Source organism: Specibacter sp. NPDC078692 (assembly GCF_040686835.1).
Classification (GTDB): Bacteria; Actinomycetota; Actinomycetes; order Actinomycetales; family Micrococcaceae; genus Specibacter.
Genome location: NZ_JBFBLV010000016.1, coordinates 75,940 through 94,350, shown reverse-complemented (window position 1 = coordinate 94,350; position 18,411 = coordinate 75,940). Strand labels below are relative to the sequence as shown.

Here is an 18,411-nt window from a genome sequence, read left to right as displayed (position 1 = left end):
CCCGGCCCGCGGCCAGCTTTCCCGCCCAGTCCCCAACCACACCCACGGAGCCCCGTCGAGTCAGACGGAGCGCTCCGTCTGACTCGACGGGGCTCCGTCTGTTTCGGCGAATGCAGCTGCGAGGGCCGGGCGCTACCGCCCCCTCAGATCCAACCTAGATCCAGCTCGGCAGCCACATGTGTTGGCGCCAGTATTCCTGCGGGATGATCTCCGCAGCCCAGATCGGGTAGAAGAAGGCGCTGACGGCCACCACTAGAACCAGGAAGATTCCCACGATGATGGCACCTCGCTGGCGTCGCCGCGGAGGGTCGCCCACCTTACCCAAAATCATGCCGAGGACCATGACGATAGCCAGAATCATGAAGGGCTCGTAAGCGATCGCGTAGAAGAAGAAGATGGTGCGCAGCGGGTAGAAGAGCCAAGGCAGGAAGCCGGCGGCGAAGCCCACCAGAATGGCTGCCGCACGCCAGTCACGTTTGGCAATCCACACACCAATGAGGAACAAGATGGCCAAGGTTCCGGCCCACCAGATGAGCGGATTGCCGACGCTGGTGATGGCAGCTGTGCACTTTTCAATCGCACAGCCGCCGTCACCGTTTTCATAGTTCTTGACGTAGAAAGACGTGGGCCGGCCCATGACCAACCAAGACCATGCGTTGGCTTTGTACGGGTGATCGGAGGCCAAACCGTTGTGGAAGTTGTATGCGGTGTAGTGGTAATGCCACAGAGAACGCAGCGAAGCCGGGACCCAATCCCACGTAGCGGAGGGATTATCCGCCGCCCAGTTCCTGTCGTAAGCGCCGGAGGATCGGAACCAGCCGGTCCAACTGGCCAAGTACGTTGCAACCGCCACAGCAACCATGCTGACAAAGGCGAGCACGCCGTCATTCCATACTGCGCCGGACACCCAGTATTTGATACCAGCGATACGGCGGGCGTTCATGTCCCAGACCACGCTCAGCACACCAAAGGCTGCAAGGAAGAACAGCCCGGACCACTTGGTCCCGATACACAGGCCCAGGGCCACACCGGCGGCGATCCGCCACCAACGGATGCCCAACCACGGACCATACATCAACTTTTTGGCCGGGACTAAACCATCCGGGCCGGCGAGAGCAGAGAGCCTCGCCGCGAGCCGGCGTCGTCCATCATCACGGTCCATGATGAGAGCGCCAAAGGCGGCTAGCGCGAAGAACATGACAAAGATGTCCAGCAGTGAGGTGCGGGACTGGACGATGGCATGACCGTCGACGGCGAACAGAAGGCCGGCGACGGCGCCCAGAATGGTGGAGCGGAACATCTTCTGGGCGATCAGCGCCAGCATGAAGATGGACAGAGTGCCCACGACCGCCGCGGAGAACCGCCAGCCAAAGGTACTCTCCGGGCCGAAAAGCCACATGCCGAAGGCGATCATCCACTTGCCTACGGGTGGGTGGACCACATATTCAGGAGTGTCCTCGAGGCTCGTGAAGATGCCCTGGTTGAAGAGGTCGTTGGCCTTGTCCGCCCAATTGCGTTCGTAGCCGCTCTGCAGATAGCTGTAGGCGTCCTTGACGTAGTAGGTCTCGTCAAAGACCAACGACGGCGGCTGGCCAAGCCGCAGGAAGCGCAAGAGTCCGCCGACTAAGGCTGTCAGGATGGGGGCCATCCAAAACCAGATCCGCAAGCTCACGGGCGTGGTGCCGAAGGAGTGCCGCAGGCCCAAGAGCCGTGTACGCAGGGCAGAACGGGTGAAGGCCTCGGCTGGATCGTGTACCCATCGCCGGACTGCAGGCTGTTCAGTGGCGGATAGCGCGCTTTCAGACAGTTCGCCCGTGGACACGCCTGAGCTAGAGCCGTCCGTTAGCGGTCCAGCGGCAGCGGTGGGTTCCAGGGCCGCCGCAGCGGTATCCATAGCATGGGGTTGCACGGTGTCAATGCTACCCAAGTGGGTGCTGAAGCCGGGGAGCACTACGCTGGAGTTATGGAAGATGACTTTGGCACAAATCCCGCACCCGTTGACCACGACTCGGAGCTGGCCGAAGAAACTCTCGATTCCAGCCTCGCGCCCGTAGCGGCGCCGGGTGAGGGCTACATTATTTTGGCGGCAACACCTATTGGCAACATGGGCGATGCCTCGGCCAGGCTCATTGCGTGGCTGGGAGCTGCGGACATTGTGGCCGCCGAGGACACGCGCCGCCTGCACCGGCTCGTCACGAGCTTGGGCGTAAAGGTGGGTGGCCAAATTGTCAGCTATCACGAACACAATGAAGCCGCGAAGACACCTGAGCTGCTGGCCCAGGTGCAAAGTGGCAAGACACTGCTGATGGTTACCGATGCCGGCATGCCGTCCGTGTCTGATCCCGGTTTCCGTCTGGTGGGCGCCGCTGTTGAAGCTGGTGTGAAGGTGACTTCTGCGCCTGGACCGTCTGCCGTCCTGACTGCACTTGCTCTTTCCGGACTGCCTACGGACAGGTTCTGCTTTGAGGGTTTCTTGCCACGTAAAGCGGGGGAGCGGGCCTCACGGCTCCACGAGCTGGCCCTGGAAAAGCGCACCATGGTCTTCTTCGAGGCGCCGCACCGGCTCGAAGCCATGTTGCGGGCGCTGCACACCGCGTTTGGCCCGTCACGTCCGGGCGCCGTCTGCAGGGAACTGACCAAGACGTATGAAGAAGTGATTCGTCGTCCGCTGTCAGGGCTCTTGGAATGGGCCGAGCAGAGCCAAATACGTGGCGAAATTGCCATTGTTGTGGGCGGTGCTCCGGAAGCCGATCTGGGGACCGTTGAGGATCACGTTGCTGCTGTGAATGAGCTGATTGGCCAAGGCATGCGGCTCAAGGAAGCTGTTGCCGTGATCTCGCATGACGTGCACGTCAGCAAGCGCGATCTGTACAGCGCCGTTCTGGCCGCGAGGGGCTAACGGCTCGGGGGTCCTGGCGCGGGTCCGGCTCCGCCCCCGGCTCCGGAGGTCCGGCGTTGCCGCCCACGAACCCTTGCCGTCAAGCTGTGGCGCATGTCACACTTGGTTGACGGTAGTGAGCACGGCGATTGAGCCCGACGAGCAGCCGTTTTGGACCCGCCGTAGCGCCCCACAAGGAGTAGCGCATGTGTCGTCTTTTGCTCCCCAGTATTGCCCTCGCCGCCCTGCTTGCGGTCACGAGTTGTTCTAGCGGTGCGGATGGTCTCGCCAACAACGCGCCCACGGCCGCAGACAGTGTCGCGGCGCAAGAATCCGCCAATGGAAGTTCCGCGCCAGAATCCTCGGATAAGGCAAACATTGAGCTCGAGGCCAATACCAGTGGGCGCGTTTTTCCCTGCAACCTTGTCGATCAGTCACTACTTGCTGACGTGATCTCGGAGCCGATGTGGGATGAGGAAGCAACCTCAATACGGAAGAACGCGGAAAGCTGCACATGGGGTTCAGGTGTTGACCTCGGAGACGAAGTGACGCTCGTGTGGTCGCCCAATCAGTTCGACACACTCAAGCCTGCTGGCACTCCAGTTGGCGGATTGGGTGACTCGGCCTTCACCATGAGCAACCGCGTCAACGATCTAGAACATGATCGGCTACTGGGTCAGACCTCGATGTATGTGGAGTTTGATGAGCACCAGTTCCTGCTGCAAGTGCGCTCGGAGCAGCCGGTCTTTTTGGCCCAGCAGCGGCTCGCTGCGTCAATCATTGAGAACTGCGGCTCCGATTGCGGCCCAGTCAAGGCCGAGCCGAGCTCCAAGCCTGCGCTGGAAGACTCTGCGTGTGCACTGATCTCTGATGAGGAGGTCACCTCGATCACGGGGGTGGTTGCCAGCGGGGAGATTAGCGGTACCACCAGCCAGGGTTGCGGCTGGAATCACAAGGTCACCATCCTTGAGGTGGACGCCGAGCGTTGGGCGGACTTTCAAGAGCTTGAGAATGTGGTGCCGGTCTACGAAGTTGGCGACGAAGCCTTCTCCCGGGGCGAACAACTGATTCTCATGCAGGACGGACAGTACTGGTTCGTGATGAGCACTTCCGGCACAACGCAGGACAAGACAATACAACAGCTTTCAGAGCTCGGTAAGCTCATCGCGTCACGGATGTAGACGGCCCATATAGCGCGCCCGTCAGTCGGCCTCTCGGCCCGCCAGCCTCTCGACCCGTCCGCCGCGGTGCCTCGCAACACCAGCTGTGCAGTTGCACAGCCAAAGCTACAGGAGTAGTGCGTCCATGCGTAGACACCTGTGTTCGGCGAGAACTACCGTGAAGTAGAACACTTTTCCCGCCGCACCGTCCTTGTGAGTCTTGGCTGCCATCTTCGGCGTCGTGGTTCGCAGGGGCTTCAAGACAAAGGAGTCACCATGACCGTGAGCCCAGCCGCCACCCACACCAGCGCCGCCCCGATCAGCGCCGATCAGGCCGAGCGCGAACGCACCCTGCTGGCAAGCGTCCCCACCGGTTTGCTCATCAACGGCGAATGGCGACCCGCAGCATCCGGCAAAACCTTTAATGTGGAGGACCCATCCACGGGAGAAGTGCTGCTCGCTGTGGCAGACGCCGGCGCCGAAGACGGTGCCGCAGCCCTAGATGCTGCTGTCGCCGTACAGGCAGAATGGGCCGCGACCCCTGCTCGCGAACGTGCCGAAATTCTGCGCCGTGGCTTTGACATGGTCACCGCCCGCGCCGACGATTTTGCCCTCCTTATGACTCTGGAAATGGGCAAGCCGTTGGCCGAAGCCCAAGGCGAAGTGAAGTACGGTGCCGAATTCCTGCGCTGGTTCTCCGAAGAAGCTACCCGCACCTTTGGCCGCTACTCAAGCAACCCCGAGGGCACCGCGCAGATCCTGGTCCAGAAAAAGCCCGTTGGCCCCTGCCTGCTGATCACCCCGTGGAACTTCCCCCTCGCCATGGCAACGCGCAAGATCGCCCCCGCCATTGCCGCCGGCTGCACCATGGTGCTCAAGCCCGCCAATCTGACGCCGCTGACCAGCCAACTCTTCGCCCAGGTCATGCTGGAGGCAGGCCTGCCCGCCGGAGTCCTAAACGTTATCGCCACCACCGACGCTGGCGGCGTAACGGGTCCGCTCATCCAGGATTCACGACTGCGCAAGCTCTCCTTCACCGGCTCCACCCCCGTCGGCAAACGCCTCCTCGTCGACGCCGCCGCCAACGTCCTGCGCACTTCCATGGAGCTCGGCGGCAACGCCCCGTTCCTGGTCTTCGAAGATGCCAATCTGGACGCCGCCGTGGAAGGCGCCATGGCTGCCAAGCTCCGCAATATGGGCGAGGCCTGCACCGCCGCCAACCGGTTCCTGGTCCACGAATCCGTAGCCGATGAATTCGCCAACCGCTTTGCCGCCCGCATGGGTGACATGACCACGGGCCGCGGCACCGATCCGGGCACCAAGGTGGGTCCGCTGATCGACGCCAAGAGCCGGGACAAGGTCCACTCCCTGGTCAGCGACGCCGTGGCCGACGGCGCCCGCGCCATCACCGGCGGCGCCCCTGCCGAGGGCCCCGGCTACTTCTACAAGCCCACGGTCCTGCAGGGCGTGGAGCCCGGCTCGCGCATCCTCACCGAGGAAATTTTCGGTCCTGTGGCCCCGATTGTCACGTTCAAAAACGAGGACGAGGCAGTGGCCCTCGCCAACGACACCGAATACGGCTTGGTCGCCTACGTCTTCACGCGCGACCACAACCGCGGACTGCGCATGGCCAACCGCATCGAGACCGGCATGATGGGCCTGAACGCGGGCGTCATCTCCAACGCGGCCGCACCCTTCGGCGGCGTCAAGCAGTCTGGTCTGGGTCGCGAAGGCAGCGTGGAGGGCATCGAGGAATACCTGTACACGCAGTACGTGGGCTTCCCGAACCCGAGCAACGTCTGAGGCAGTTTCTTCTTGGCTATCGTCCCCATCGCCTGAAGAACGACGCCGGAATCCACCGTGCGCGTATCCGTCCCCAGAGTGTGGCTTGAGTTTGGAGACGGGCGGTGACGGTTTCCACAGCGTCCGCCAGATCATCGCGCCCCGCTGGGGTTTCGCCAACGGATGCTGTGAGCGCAACGCCGTAAGCATCTTCTTCGTAGGCCTGGCGCAGGAGCGCCAGGCCTACTGGGGTTGTGGGCCCTAGCATGGTTGCGAGTTCCTGCGCATGCAGTGCCGGGGTGCGCGAGGCATCGTGCGCGTAACCAAAGTCGGTGGCCGTGTCCATAAGTTCACGCCACGCCAACACGGGCAGAGCTTCGCCGCTGGCACCTCCTGTACACCCAGCAGAGGTGGGGGTACGCAGCAGAGCCAGGCGCCGGCGTCGAACATTACCTCTGACCATGGCCGGGATCAACAACAGCAGCACTAGCAGCAACCCGGCACCCACGCCCGGGAGCCAGCGGGGTGCATCAGCAGCCTGCCCCGGACTTCCCGGAGCGGCGGCAGCGGTAGTTGTGGCGGACGTTGTGGTGGGGGTGGCGGCAGCCTCGGTGGTGGGGACGGCCGGCGCGCTGGCGGCAGGGTCAGAACTCGTTTCCTCCTGCGCGTAATCAGGCACAGAACCACGCCCGGGAGTGGGCTCGAACGGGACCCAGCCCAATCCCTCGAAATACAGTTCGGGCCAGGCATGGGCATCGCGTCCCGTGGCCCGGTAGCCGAACAGGGTGAGCCCGTCGCGCTTGACGACCTCCGTGGTGACAGCCCCGGGCGCATACCCCACCGCAATGCGAGAAGGGATGCCCAGTTCGCGCGCCATGACGGCCATGGCGGCAGAGAAATGCACACAATAACCGCTCTTGTTTTTCAGGAAGGATTCCAGCACTGCCATGCCGGAACCGTCATAGCCATCTTCGGCAGGGGTGTCGAGACTGTAGCTGAACTCCGAAGAACGCAGATAATTTTGCAGCGCCATGGCCTGGGCATAGGGCGTGCCGGCGTTCCCCGCCACCGTTTGGGCGGTCTCGCTGACCAGCTTCGGGACGTCGTTAGGGAGGGTGGTGAACACCTGCTCCAGTGTCGGGGTGGGCGTTCCGGTGGCTAGCTCCAACCGGGCCGGGGTCAACTCCGGCACCTCGCTGTGCACCACATAGGACTGGTTGGCGATGGAGGAACCAGCGCCCTTGATGGTGGCAGTGGTGGGGTCCCAGCGCCACTTGCCACCCAAGTCCTCAACGGCAACCGTTCCGGCCGGGGCAGGCAGCCACTCACTACGCAGCCCTGCCGGGGTGATCCAGGTGAGCGTTTTTATCCGGGGGATGACGGGGCTGGCATCGGGCTCCGGAGCAACGTTGTTCAGATCGGGGTCCAGACCCGTAGAGAACGGCGATGGCCGCCACGATTTACCGGTGAAGTCCTCCAAGGTATTGACCCGGATGTATTGGGCGGAGGGGGTGTTGCTCAGGTAGTTGAGGTGCGTCTGAGCCGACTGTTCCCGTAGATTCCGGCCGAGGGAAATCATCGGGTCAAGGCTGGTTGCTCCGCTCTGTTCGTTGAACCGCGTGCCTTGCGGAAAAGCGCCCTGCTTAAAACCGGGCACTACTGCTGGCAGCATCGACATCAGCAGAACCACGGCCGCCCCCATCGCGAGCGCCTGCGGCAGGGTACCGCTGGGGAATCGGGGAACGTCGGTGCGCAGTTTTCCCTCCGGCGCGTACCACCGGCAGCAACCCAGCACCAGCAGGAATCCTGCCGCGGGACCCACGAAACCCCAGAATTCCAGACCGGACCTTGTCATGAGCGCCGATGGCACCATCATCAGCAAGAACCCGAGCGAACTGGCCGCCGGCAAAGCCACGGTAATAGCCAGGGTGTCCAGCAACAGGGCGATGAAGCCTAGACCCGCGGCGATAAGGAAAAACATGGGCTGCACCGACGGCGCCGGTGTCAGAGTGTTCATGATGACGGTGGAGGCTTCGGAGACCATGAGTTGCGCGGACGCGAGTGTTTCGGCAGTGGGAAAGATGCCCAAGATCGCCGTGGTCGGGAAAAAGACCATGGTCAGCCCCAGTAACCAGCCCGCTAGCGCACCGAGCGGCGCAAAGGGACTCAGCCCGGGGCGCCGCCGCAGTAGTGCGGGCAAGAAAAGGGTTGCGGCAACCACGACGGCGGCACGCGGGAACCAGCCGAAATCCACCAGGAGTCCCTTGAGTGCCAGCGAGGAGCCCATGACAGCAGTGAAGATGACCAGCGCCAGAATCCAGCGGGCTGGCCCCGTGTTGGGGGCCCTTGCAGGGGGTGCGCCCTTCCCTCGTGTGCCGTTCCCGCTGCGATCCGAGGCGGACAGCTTGGTGGTGCTCGTGGGGCGCTGATTGGCATCGTGGCGGATTGTCATGGTGCCAGCCTCACGGAGTTGCTGCGGTCAAGCTGCAACCAGACTTCTTCTAGTGGGTCCGATGGGGTCAAGGCCGCAGCCCGCCATCCTGCACCTCGCAGGATTTCTAGGGCCGGCGCAACGTCGAGTGGATCCTGACAGAGGACCAAGGCGTAGGCGCTCTGTGTGGATTCGGCAATGGCGGCAAGCTGCCGGGCTTGGGGCTCGGTGAGTACACCTGTCACGGCCACGAGCGGTCCGCGGCGTCGGCCACGGTGGAGCTTGTGAGCGAGTTGGTTGCCAAACGGGGCAGCGGCATCGGATGGTGAGGGGGTTGTGCCAGTTGCGGTTGTTGCCGAACTTGGCGTAGCTGTCGTTGCATCTCCGCCGAGCTCCAGCGCAGCCAATGCGGCAGCCACGTCAAAAATACCTTGGCTGCCACTGAAATCTTCGGCCTCCGGAACAATGGCCGAGACGGAGGAGGCGAAACCGGGGCTGCCCTCCTGATCCAGGACGCGCAGCAAATAGCCGCGCTCCAGGAGGTGAGCGGTTATGGATACTACCGCTCTGACCGCCGACTCAAAAGTAGCGTTGGTTCGCAACCCCGAACCGGAAAACCCTGAGCCGGAAAACCCTGAACCAGCAGAACCCGAACCGGAGAATCTTGCCCCGGACAGCCCAGCCACCGAAACACCGGTGGCGCTTCTCCTGCTCGGTGCTGACATTGCGCGGTGCGCGGCGCCAAAAGCATCCGGGCGCAAGTCCAACACCATGGCGGCCTCGGGTGCGGTGACAGATTCTTCGGCACGAACCATCAGCTTGCCTTGCCGGGCGGTTACGGGCCAGTGCACCCGGCGCAGGGGATCTCCAGGGCGGTATTCGCGCGTCATGGCATCGTCGTGGCTGGCGTGGGCCAATTCCTTGGTGGTGCGGGAGCCGTCTTGGCCCCGGCCATCAGAGAGTGAGATGGTTGCCAGCTCTATGGCAGCTGGGGCGACGGTGAGTTTTCCGCCGTCGTCCAGTTTTCGCTGCAGGAAGGCCACGCCGAAGGGATCGGAGAACTGGGCCCGCAGCGGTCCCACGCTGAACACTCCGCGACGGGTCGGGACCACCTGGTAGTGGTAGCGGCTAAGCAGGCCCCGCGGCACGGTGGGGTTGGGGAATTCGAAGGTGGGGGAGTCGTGGAAACTGTACGGTAGATTCTCCACGAGTTGGGCCCGCGAGCCGCCGGGTGCGTGTCCTCGCACGTCCAAGACGACGGATACTTCACTGCCGGCGCGGGCTAGTGAGGGGGAGAGGTAGCGTTTGAGGGACAGGCCCGGCTTGAACCAGAACAGTCCGGCGCAGGCCACCCCTGGCAGCGCCAAACAGAAGATGGCCAGCGTCAGTAGATCGCGCCGGCCCAGCACTATCGCTAGCAACAAAGCCAGTGCCCCTGTGCCAAGAAGCAGCCAGCCGCGCAGTGTGAAGGGAGGAAAGGGCGCCACGTCAGAGCCTACTGAAACCGGGCGTCCTTCACGGCGCGCCCATCTGCTTGTCCAGGAACCGGCACCGTGGCCAGCAAATCGGCTATGACACTGGCTGCGGTGGCGCCGCGGCTAGCGGCACCACGCTCTACCAGCAAACGGTGGGCCAAAACCGGTCCGGCCAGCGCACGAATATCATCGGGCAGCACAAAGCCGCGGCCAGACAAGGCGGCCGTGGCCTTCGCCGCACGCAGCAGCTGCAGCAGCGCTCGCGGACTGGCGCCGAGGAGGAGCTCAGGACTGGATCGGGTGGCCTGCCCCAGGGCCACTGTATAGGCGCGTACGGCGGGGGCCACATGGATTGCGGCAACGGTCGCGATCATGGCGGTGACCTGTTCGGCCGTGGCAACGCTCTCCACCTGATCCAGCGGGTTCACCGACTGGTGGGTTTCCAACATGGACAACTCGGCGTCGGTGTCCGGGTAGCCCAGCGAAATCCGCGCCATAAAGCGATCGCGCTGAGCTTCGGGCAGCGGGTAGGTGCCTTCCATTTCAATGGGGTTCTGGGTGGCGATCACCATGAACGGGGCGGCCAAACTATACGTCTTCCCGTCCACACTCACCTGGTGTTCGGCCATGGATTCCAGCAGCGCCGATTGGGTTTTCGCCGACGCCCGGTTGATCTCGTCCCCAATAACAATGTTGGCGAAAATGGCTCCGGGCCGGAACTCAAAGGACTGCGTGGACTGGTTGAAAATGGAGACGCCGGTAATATCGCTCGGCAATAGATCCGGGGTGAACTGGATGCGGTTGACCGTGCAGTGCACCGTGCGCGCCAGCGACTTCGCCAGCAGCGTCTTACCCACGCCGGGCACGTCCTCCAGCAGCAGATGCCCGCCGGCCAGTAGCACCGTCAGCGCCAGCCGTACCTGTTCTTCCTTACCGTCGATCACGGTGTTCATCACGGCCATGATGCGCTGGCTCAGCTGCGCAAATCGCGTGGCCTCCATGGGTGCGGCCGCTGCGTGGTTCGCCGCGGCTTGCGCAGTCGCCGCGGCTTGCGCAGTGCCTGGAACGGCAGCGCCCGCGCTCGGGGGCACACTCGGCGGCACGGGTGCAGAGCGCGAGTTTCCTGCTCCGGTGTCTGCCAGCAATGTCTCGTGCGGGCCCATGCCCCACCTCTCGGGTCGATTCGCTACTTCTACACTTCACTACTTTTCTGCAATGGGCCACAACGCACCTGCGCTGGTCCCTGTGCCCTACGCTACTAGCTTGTCCACCAATTGGGGCCTCTGCGGCGGCAAAAGAAGTGGGCGGTAAAGTAAAAGACCATGTGCACCAATGATGTTCCCCGCCCCTACCGCCCAGAAGAGCTCCCTTCAAAGGAGCACACGCACGACGCCGGCACTCGCCCGGGAGCCTTCGCGCCAGCTCCGGCGCCGCTGCCCGTGCCGGTTCATGACAACCACACACACTTTGACTTTGGTGATTCACCCGTTGATCTGGTTGCGGCGCTGGATGCAGCCGAGGCTGTAGGTGTTGCCGGTGCCGTCCAAGTGGGCTGCGATCTGCCCTCCTCCCGCTTCACAGTTGCTGCGGTTGACGCGGATCCGCGTTTGCTCGGTGCCGTGGCCATTCACCCCAACGATGCCCCCGAGCTGGCCACTGCCGGGACCCTAGATGCGGCCCTGGCAGAAATTGATGCGATGGCGGCCCATCCTCGTATTCGTGCCATTGGTGAAACTGGTTTGGACTACTTCAGAACGGGTGCGGACGGGGTGGCTGCCCAACACCATTCCTTCCGTGAACACCTTGAGATTGCCAAGCAACGGGAGCTGGCTCTGCAGATTCATTGCCGCGACGCGCATGTGGATGTACTCAAGACTCTGGCGGAAGTAGGGGCGCCCCCGCGGTTGGTCTTCCACTGCTTCTCCGGTGATGCTGAATTGGCACAGATCTGTAACGAAAATGGCTGGTATATGTCCTTTTCGGGAACCTTGACGTTTAAGAATGCTCACAATCTTCGCCATGCCCTTGCCGTCGCTGACCCGTCGTTGGTGCTGGTCGAGACCGACGCACCATTTTTGACCCCTCACCCGTTCAGAGGCCGCCCCAATGCCAGTTATATGCTGCCGTACACGGTGCAAAGCATGGCACAACTCATGGAGCTGGATTTGAGCACAATGGGCCACCTATTGCGCAAAAATACGGAATCCGTGTACGGATCTTGGGCAGACTAGTGCTGTTGCTTGCCTCACTTTTATCCAACTAAGCCTTGTCCGTAATGTCACGATTGGGTTACGCTGGGTAACTATTAGCCGTGGTCGGGGAAGGCCAACGGGTGAAATGCTGCTGGAGCTACCGTTCGAAGTTGCTCCAGAGCCACCGTTCGTAAGAACAATTTTGTCATGTGCCGGCCGCAGAATTTTGCGGCCTGTTTCGGTCAGGGTTGCTCCTTACTTCTCCGTGCCCGGGTGCTCTAGTAGTTACGGGAACTCGTGTCTTCTCTCCTCACCGTCAATGGCAAATTGAGCTATTTGAAGCTTGCCTGCCAGGCAGCAGTCTTGTTGGCGCTCGTCGTAGCGCTCTTGGCTTTCATAACGGCCACTAAAACCGTCACCTTGGTGGTGGATGGCCAAAGCAGCTCAGTTCAAGCCTACGGTGGGTCCGTTGGTGACGTGCTCCAGGAAGCGGACATTTCCGTGACCGCTGCTGATCACGTTTCACCGGCTCTAGAGACCAGTGTTGAAAGCGGTTCAGTCATTACCGTCAACACGGCCAAGGAAATTACCGTGAGCCTGGATGGGGCAGAGCAAACTGTCACCACCACCTCCACGAAGATTGGCGGCTTGATCAGCCAAATGGGCATCGCCGCCAATGCTCGGGTTTCCCTCCCCGCAGACGCTCTGCTCGCCAACTCCAGTGGCTTGAGCATCATCACCCCCAAGCAGATCACCCTCGTGGCCGACGGCGAGAAGTCGGTCAAGACCACCACCGCCCACACGATTTCCGATTTCCTGAGCGAAACCGGTGTGACCCTAGCCGAGACTGACCAGCTATCGGCACCTGCCGGGGCACCCGTGGTAGAGAACATGGTTGTCAAGGTGACCCGAGTGAACAACGCAGGAACCGCTCAGGCAACTGAGGATGTCCCGTTCGAGACCGAACAAAGCGTTGACGCGGCACTCTTCAAGGACGAGAAAAAGACCGTCAGTGCCGGTGTTGCTGGCACGTTGGAGAAGACGTTCCGCACTGTCACCGTTGACGGCGTTGAAGTTAGCCGTACCGAAACCGGATCTAAGGTTCTCAAGGCTCCTGTCGCTGCCAAGGTCAGCGTTGGTAGCAAGGAACGCCCCGCGCCGAAGGCTGAAAAGGCTGCAGCCGCCGCAGCTGGTGGTGCCAACACTGGCGCCAGCGCACCGGCCATGTCCAACGAGGCCATGTGGGATGCCATTGCCCAGTGTGAAGCAACGGGCAACTGGTCCATCAATACCGGCAACGGTTACTACGGTGGCTTGCAGTTTGATATCCAGACCTGGCTCGGTGCCGGCGGCGGGGCCTACGCCCCGAACGCAAGCTTGGCCACCAAGGCCCAGCAAATTGACATTGCCAACCGTGTCTACGCCCAGCGCGGACTGCAGCCGTGGGGTTGCGCTCACGCGGCAGGATAACCCTCACACTCTGGCGGCGCTCCACGAAAGCACCGCCGCAAAGCGGCAACCATCACACACTCCTTTACCGGTCTCAAGGCCGGTAGGGGAGTGTGTGCGTTAATAGCGGCTACCATTATTGGGTGACCTCCCCGCAATCCAGCCCCGCAACCCAGCCACTGCTGGGCGCCACCGAAATCCGCCGACTGGCTGAAGAAATCGGTGTGCGTCCCACTAAAACGCTGGGACAAAACTTTGTCATCGACGGCAACACCATTCGCCGCATTGTGGCAGCAGCCAATGTTGACCCCGGTGAAACGGTTCTGGAAGTGGGTCCCGGACTGGGCTCCCTCACACTTGGCCTGCTCGATGCCGCGGCCCGCGTGGTGGCTGTTGAGATCGACCCGGTTCTAGCGGCCAAGCTGCCATCGACGGTGGCTGCGTTCCGCCCGGAGAAGGCTGCCAACCTTGAAGTTGTGCTCTCCGACGCCATGCGCGTCCTTGAACTCCCGGCCGAGCCCACAGCACTGGTAGCGAATCTGCCCTACAACGTGGCTGTCCCTGTTGTCCTGCACTTACTGGAACATTTCCCTTCCCTGCAGCACGGCTTGGTCATGGTGCAAGACGAGGTAGCCGACAGAATGGTTGCCGGCCCCGGATCTAAAACCTATGGTGTGCCCTCAGTCAAGGGCGCCTGGTACTCCAAGATGCGCAAGGCCGGAGTCATTGGGATGAACGTGTTTTGGCCGGCCCCGAAAATTTCCTCCGGGCTGGTGGCCTTTTCACGTCACGAACCCCCGGTAACCAGCGCCTCACGTGAAGAAGTTTTTGCTGTCATTGACGCAGCTTTTGCTCAGCGACGTAAAACACTACGAGCAGCCTTGGCCGGTTGGGCAGGAGGCGCCGCCGAAGCAGAAGCGTACCTGCGCAAAGCTGGTGTAGATCCCAGCGCCCGCGGTGAAGTCATAGATGTGGCAGCCTATGCCCGCATCGCCGAAGCAAAGCTCACTGCCTAGTCCATGAACACCATGAACGAGGCCGGTCTCTGGGCCCCCGCCGAGCCCCGGGTCAAGGTACGCGCCCCGGGCAAGATCAATGCCTTTTTTCAGGTCGGGCCGCTGCGCGAAGACGGCTACCACGCCGTCGCCAGCACCTATTTGGCTGTTTCCCTCTATGAGGAAGTAGCAGCCACTGCCCGTGCCGACACTCTGCCCACGGATATCACCGTCTCCATCCATCCGGATAGTTCCCTTTCTCCGGAGCAGTTGGCAGGCATTCCGCTGGACGGGAAAAATCTAGTGGTGAAGGCTGCCCGGCTGGTTGCCGACATTGCCGAAAACCCTAGTGGTGTCCATCTGGAAATCACCAAACATGTGCCCATCGCTGGCGGTATGGGTGGCGGCTCGGCAGACGCGGCCGCCACACTCGTGGCCTGCGACGCGCTCTGGCATACGGGCCTCTCCCGCGAAGAGCTGGCCCAGCTAGGGTCCGAACTTGGTGCGGACGTGCCGTTCGCGCTCATGGGGGGAGCCGCCGTCGGACTTGGCATTGGGGATGAGCTCACAGCAGCACTCGCGCCAACGCCGCTGCACTGGGTGCTAGTGCCGGCGGACTTCGGTCTGTCCACCCCTGTGGTGTATGGGACGCTGGATACCTTGCGTGCGGCAGGCAGCATTGCGGCCCCGGTTCCGGGGCAAGTTGAGGCGGGAGTCTTGACGGCGCTGCGGGCAGGGGATGCGAAGGCACTTGCACCGTGGCTGCACAACGACCTCCAAGCGGCAGCCGAGTATCTGGCGCCGTCGCTGACGGAGGTGTTGGCTGCGGGCAAGAGTTTGGGTGCGCTGGCTGGGCTCGTCTCCGGTTCAGGTCCCACTCTGGCATTCTTGGCCGCGGACGCGCATCATGCGCAGTTGCTGGCATCGGCGCTGGCCGAACTGGGGCACCCGGGGTTGCCGGTTGAGGGCCCCGTGCACGGCGCACAGATCATTTTGTAGCATTAACGTTTGAACTAATACCGTAAAAGAAAGTGGTACCACGTGGCTCATTTGCTGGGCGGGGAGAACCTCAGCGTCTCCTTCGCGACCCGAACCGTGCTCGACGGCGTCAGCGTCGGCTTGGAAGAGGGCGACCGCATTGGCATTGTCGGCCGTAACGGTGATGGCAAGTCCACGCTGATGCGTCTGCTCGCTGGCCGCCAAACCGCAGATTCTGGCCGTGTCACCGTGCGCGGCGGCGTCCAGGTCAGCTACCTGGACCAGACGGACGTGCTCGACGGCGATGACACCGTGGGCTTCGCGATTGTGGGGGAGGCCGCCGATCACGAGTGGGCCTCCAACCCCAAGATTCGCGAGATCATGGGCGCTTTGGTGGGCGAGGTTGATTGGCACGCCAACATCCACACGCTCTCCGGTGGCCAGAAGCGCCGCGTGGCCCTGGCCAAGCTGCTCATTGGCGATGACGATGTCATCATGCTCGATGAGCCCACCAACCACCTCGACGTGGAAGGCGTTGCCTGGCTGGCACGTCACCTCAAGGCGCGCTGGCGTGCCAATGAAGGCGCCTTCGTGGTGGTCACCCACGATCGCTGGTTCCTCGATGAAGTCTGCACCCGTACCTGGGAAGTTCATGACGGCACCATTGACCCGTTCGACGGCGGTTATGCCGCCTATGTTTTGGCCCGCGCCGAGCGTGACCGCTCGGCAGCCGTCGTGGAATCCAAGCGTGTGCAGCTGGTCAAGAAGGAACTGGCGTGGCTGCGCCGCGGCGCACCTGCGCGAACTGCCAAGCCCAAGTTCCGCATTGAGGCTGCCAATGAGCTGATTGCCGATGTTCCGGAGCCCCGCGATTCCGTGGCGCTGTCCAAGATGGCCACCGCACGTCTGGGCAAGGACGTCATCGACTTAGAAAACGTCTCCCTGACCATTGGCGAGGGCGAGGGTGCCAAGAACCTGTTTAACAACATCACCTTGCGCCTGGCGCCGGGGGAGCGGCTGGGACTGGTTGGTGTCAATGGTGCCGGTAAGACCACCTTGCTGCGCCTGCTCAACGGTGAAGTCGAGCCGTCGTCCGGGAAGATGAAGACCGGTTCAACTGTCAAGACCGCCGTGCTGACCCAGGAGGTGCGTGAGCTGGACGATGTCTTGACCATGCGCGTCGTGGAGGTCATCGAGCGGGAGAAGCGCTCCTTTGAGGTGGCTGGCAAGGAGATGAGCGCTGGCCAGCTCGTGGAGCAGCTCGGTTTCACCAAGGAAAAGCAGTGGACCATGGTGAAGGACCTCTCCGGTGGTGAGCGCCGGCGCCTGCAACTGCTTCGCCTACTGGTGGGCGAGCCCAACGTGCTCATGCTTGATGAGCCCACCAACGACCTGGACACCGACACTTTGGCTGCCGTGGAAGACGTGCTCGATGGTTGGCCGGGCACGCTTGTGGTGGTCTCGCACGATCGTTACTTGCTGGAGCGCGTCACCGATCATCAGATGGCATTGCTGGGCGACGGCAAGATCCGTGGCCTGGTCAGAGGCGTTGACGAGTACCTGGAGCTGCGCGAAAACGCGGGGCTTTCGCCGTCCTCTTCGTCGCCAGCGGCTGCGGTTGCTGCCCCCCCCGGTCCCACCGAAGGTCAGAAGCGCGATGCCCGCAAGGTGCTGAACCGTCTGGAGCGTCAGCTGGGCAAGAACTCGGCCGCTGACGCCAAGATTCACACCCAGATGGCTGAGAACGTGGGCAACTATGATGTCCTCGCTGACCTGCAAGCCAAGCTGGCCAAGCTCGCCACCGAGCGTGAAGGTCTGGAACTGGAATGGCTGCAGGCCTCGGAGGTCCTCGAGTAGCCCTGCCGAGCCTGCCGAGCCTGAACACATACGCACCATTCGTTGTTACTGACGCGTCCAGACACCTTGACGAGTCAGTAACAACGAATGGTGCGTATGTGTTTATAGCTCAGCGCGTATACGCACTGTTCACGCCCAATAGTGCGTATGTGTTCGGGCGCGGAGTCGTTAATTCCTCCACATCCAGCCCCCAACGGCGTCTCATCCCCATGGACGACGTCGGTGCTATCGCCGCCACTGTTTGTGCCTCACCCTTGATTCATGAGCCAGTCAAGAAGCGCGAAGACCAAGGCCCTCGAGCGGGCAATGACAGTCCGCGGCGGGGTCGCACGGCGCAAGGACCTCGTGGCGGCCGGGTTTACCGCGTGGGATCTGGCGCAGGCGCAAACCATGGAGGTGGTGAGCAAGGTGGCCTCTGGCTACTACGCCCTGTCAGATGCCTCGCCTGTTGACGTCTGGCTGGCTCAACACCAAGCCAGACGGACTTGCCTGAGCAAGGTTGCCGACTTGGGACTTTGGCTGCTGAAAAAACCTGAACAAATCCATGTAGCGGCAGCCCATGGCAATAAAATTCCGGGCTTCGTAGTTCACCGAGCCAAAGGTGGCCAGACTCTTATGGACATCCTGCGACAGTGTGTGTGCTGCGGAAGTGAGCTGGAAGCCCTCGTCGTGCTGGAATCCGCGGTGGTGGACAAACAATGCACCATCGCCGATTTAAGAGACGAGTTTGTTCGAAGGCGCGACACCGCGGGGCGCGCTATCGTGGCCATGATTGATCCGCAGTCTATGTCCATCACCGAAACATGCGGGCGCTACCACTTGAAGGGTGCCGGCTATAACGTCCAAGGGCAGGCCTACATTCGCAGCGCCGGTCACTTGGATCTGCTGGTCGATGGAGTTCTGGGCATCGAGACGGACGGCGAAAAATATCACAATGATCCAAGGCAGTGGAAAGAAGATCTACGCAAGGACACCATGTATGTCCTCGAAGGGGTCTGGCGGCTAAGAATTCCGGCCGCAGTGGTGATGTACCAACCAGAACTCATGCTCAGCTGGGTCAAGCAAGCCCTGGCCATGATCGCTTCAAAGTGAGCCGGTTTTTGTGAGCTTTGACACTCCGATGCGTAGATGCGGCAGAAATTAGTGCGGCGCCACGGCCCTCAACTCGCGCAACATGCCATGGCCGTGGCACACTATATTCTCGTGAGCTTCCA

Annotated in this window: 14 protein-coding genes; 9 read left to right on the top strand and 5 right to left on the bottom strand. The window is 62.2% G+C overall.

Annotated features, from left to right (window positions below):
• Positions 1 to 154 precede the first annotated feature (154 nt).
• Complete coding sequence (locus AB0O97_RS12390; RefSeq protein ID WP_363882975.1) at positions 155 to 1,894, bottom strand: phospholipid carrier-dependent glycosyltransferase; 1,740 nt, start codon at positions 1,892 to 1,894, stop codon at positions 155 to 157.
• 69 nt (positions 1,895 to 1,963) lie between these two features.
• Between AB0O97_RS12390 and rsmI the strand changes: the two genes are divergently transcribed.
• Positions 1,964 to 2,899: a 16S rRNA (cytidine(1402)-2'-O)-methyltransferase gene (rsmI, locus tag AB0O97_RS12385; protein ID WP_363882967.1), complete on the top strand. Its 936-nt coding sequence runs from the start codon at positions 1,964 to 1,966 to the stop codon at positions 2,897 to 2,899.
• Between the two features lie 185 nt (positions 2,900 to 3,084).
• Positions 3,085 to 4,059, top strand: a complete 975-nt coding sequence (locus tag AB0O97_RS12380) for a hypothetical protein (RefSeq protein WP_363836885.1) — start codon at positions 3,085 to 3,087, stop codon at positions 4,057 to 4,059.
• Positions 4,060 to 4,164: 105 nt separating this feature from the next.
• On the opposite strand, the gene AB0O97_RS12375 is transcribed toward AB0O97_RS12380, so the two are convergent.
• Positions 4,165 to 4,299 carry a hypothetical protein gene (locus AB0O97_RS12375; RefSeq protein ID WP_363836882.1) on the bottom strand — a complete coding sequence of 45 codons (135 nt, stop codon included), beginning with the start codon at positions 4,297 to 4,299 and terminating at the stop codon, positions 4,165 to 4,167.
• Between the two features lie 15 nt (positions 4,300 to 4,314).
• Here AB0O97_RS12375 and AB0O97_RS12370 point away from each other — a divergent pair, with 15 nt between their 5' ends.
• Complete coding sequence (locus AB0O97_RS12370; RefSeq protein ID WP_363836879.1) at positions 4,315 to 5,841, top strand: NAD-dependent succinate-semialdehyde dehydrogenase; 1,527 nt, start codon at positions 4,315 to 4,317, stop codon at positions 5,839 to 5,841.
• 16 nt (positions 5,842 to 5,857) lie between these two features.
• On the opposite strand, the gene AB0O97_RS12365 is transcribed toward AB0O97_RS12370, so the two are convergent.
• From AB0O97_RS12365 to AB0O97_RS12355, 3 genes are read right to left on the bottom strand one after another with little or no spacing between them, the layout of a single operon-like run.
• The gene (locus AB0O97_RS12365) at positions 5,858 to 8,272 is read right to left on the bottom strand and encodes a DUF3488 and transglutaminase-like domain-containing protein (protein ID WP_363882964.1); all 2,415 of its coding nucleotides are present in this window, start codon (positions 8,270 to 8,272) and stop codon (positions 5,858 to 5,860) included.
• Positions 8,269 to 9,738 carry a DUF58 domain-containing protein gene (locus AB0O97_RS12360; RefSeq protein ID WP_363882961.1) on the bottom strand — a complete coding sequence of 490 codons (1,470 nt, stop codon included), beginning with the start codon at positions 9,736 to 9,738 and terminating at the stop codon, positions 8,269 to 8,271. The genes AB0O97_RS12365 and AB0O97_RS12360 overlap by 4 nt, the downstream gene beginning before the upstream one ends.
• A gap of 8 nt (positions 9,739 to 9,746) precedes the next feature.
• Positions 9,747 to 10,889, bottom strand: coding sequence for a MoxR family ATPase (locus AB0O97_RS12355; RefSeq protein ID WP_363882959.1), 1,143 nt, complete (start codon positions 10,887 to 10,889; stop codon positions 9,747 to 9,749).
• A 159-nt stretch (positions 10,890 to 11,048) separates the two neighbouring features.
• Here AB0O97_RS12355 and AB0O97_RS12350 point away from each other — a divergent pair, with 159 nt between their 5' ends.
• The 6 genes from AB0O97_RS12350 (at position 11,049) to AB0O97_RS12325 (ending at position 18,289) form a co-directional block, all read left to right on the top strand.
• Positions 11,049 to 11,957, top strand: a complete 909-nt coding sequence (locus tag AB0O97_RS12350) for a TatD family hydrolase (RefSeq protein WP_363882956.1) — start codon at positions 11,049 to 11,051, stop codon at positions 11,955 to 11,957.
• A gap of 258 nt (positions 11,958 to 12,215) precedes the next feature.
• The gene (locus AB0O97_RS12345) at positions 12,216 to 13,388 is read left to right on the top strand and encodes a transglycosylase family protein (protein WP_363882953.1); all 1,173 of its coding nucleotides are present in this window, start codon (positions 12,216 to 12,218) and stop codon (positions 13,386 to 13,388) included.
• A gap of 122 nt (positions 13,389 to 13,510) precedes the next feature.
• Entirely contained in the window at positions 13,511 to 14,383 is an 873-nt protein-coding gene (gene rsmA, locus AB0O97_RS12340) for a 16S rRNA (adenine(1518)-N(6)/adenine(1519)-N(6))-dimethyltransferase RsmA (protein WP_363882950.1), read from the top strand.
• Positions 14,384 to 14,395: 12 nt separating this feature from the next.
• A complete protein-coding gene (locus tag AB0O97_RS12335) occupies positions 14,396 to 15,361 on the top strand; it encodes a 4-(cytidine 5'-diphospho)-2-C-methyl-D-erythritol kinase (protein WP_363882972.1) in 966 nt (321 codons plus the stop codon).
• Positions 15,362 to 15,403: 42 nt separating this feature from the next.
• Positions 15,404 to 17,197 (top strand): ABC-F family ATP-binding cassette domain-containing protein, encoded by a 1,794-nt coding sequence (locus AB0O97_RS12330; RefSeq protein ID WP_363882948.1) that lies wholly within the window; start codon positions 15,404 to 15,406, stop codon positions 17,195 to 17,197.
• A 261-nt stretch (positions 17,198 to 17,458) separates the two neighbouring features.
• Entirely contained in the window at positions 17,459 to 18,289 is an 831-nt protein-coding gene (locus tag AB0O97_RS12325; RefSeq protein WP_363882945.1) for a hypothetical protein, read from the top strand.
• Positions 18,290 to 18,411: the final 122 nt, after the last annotated feature.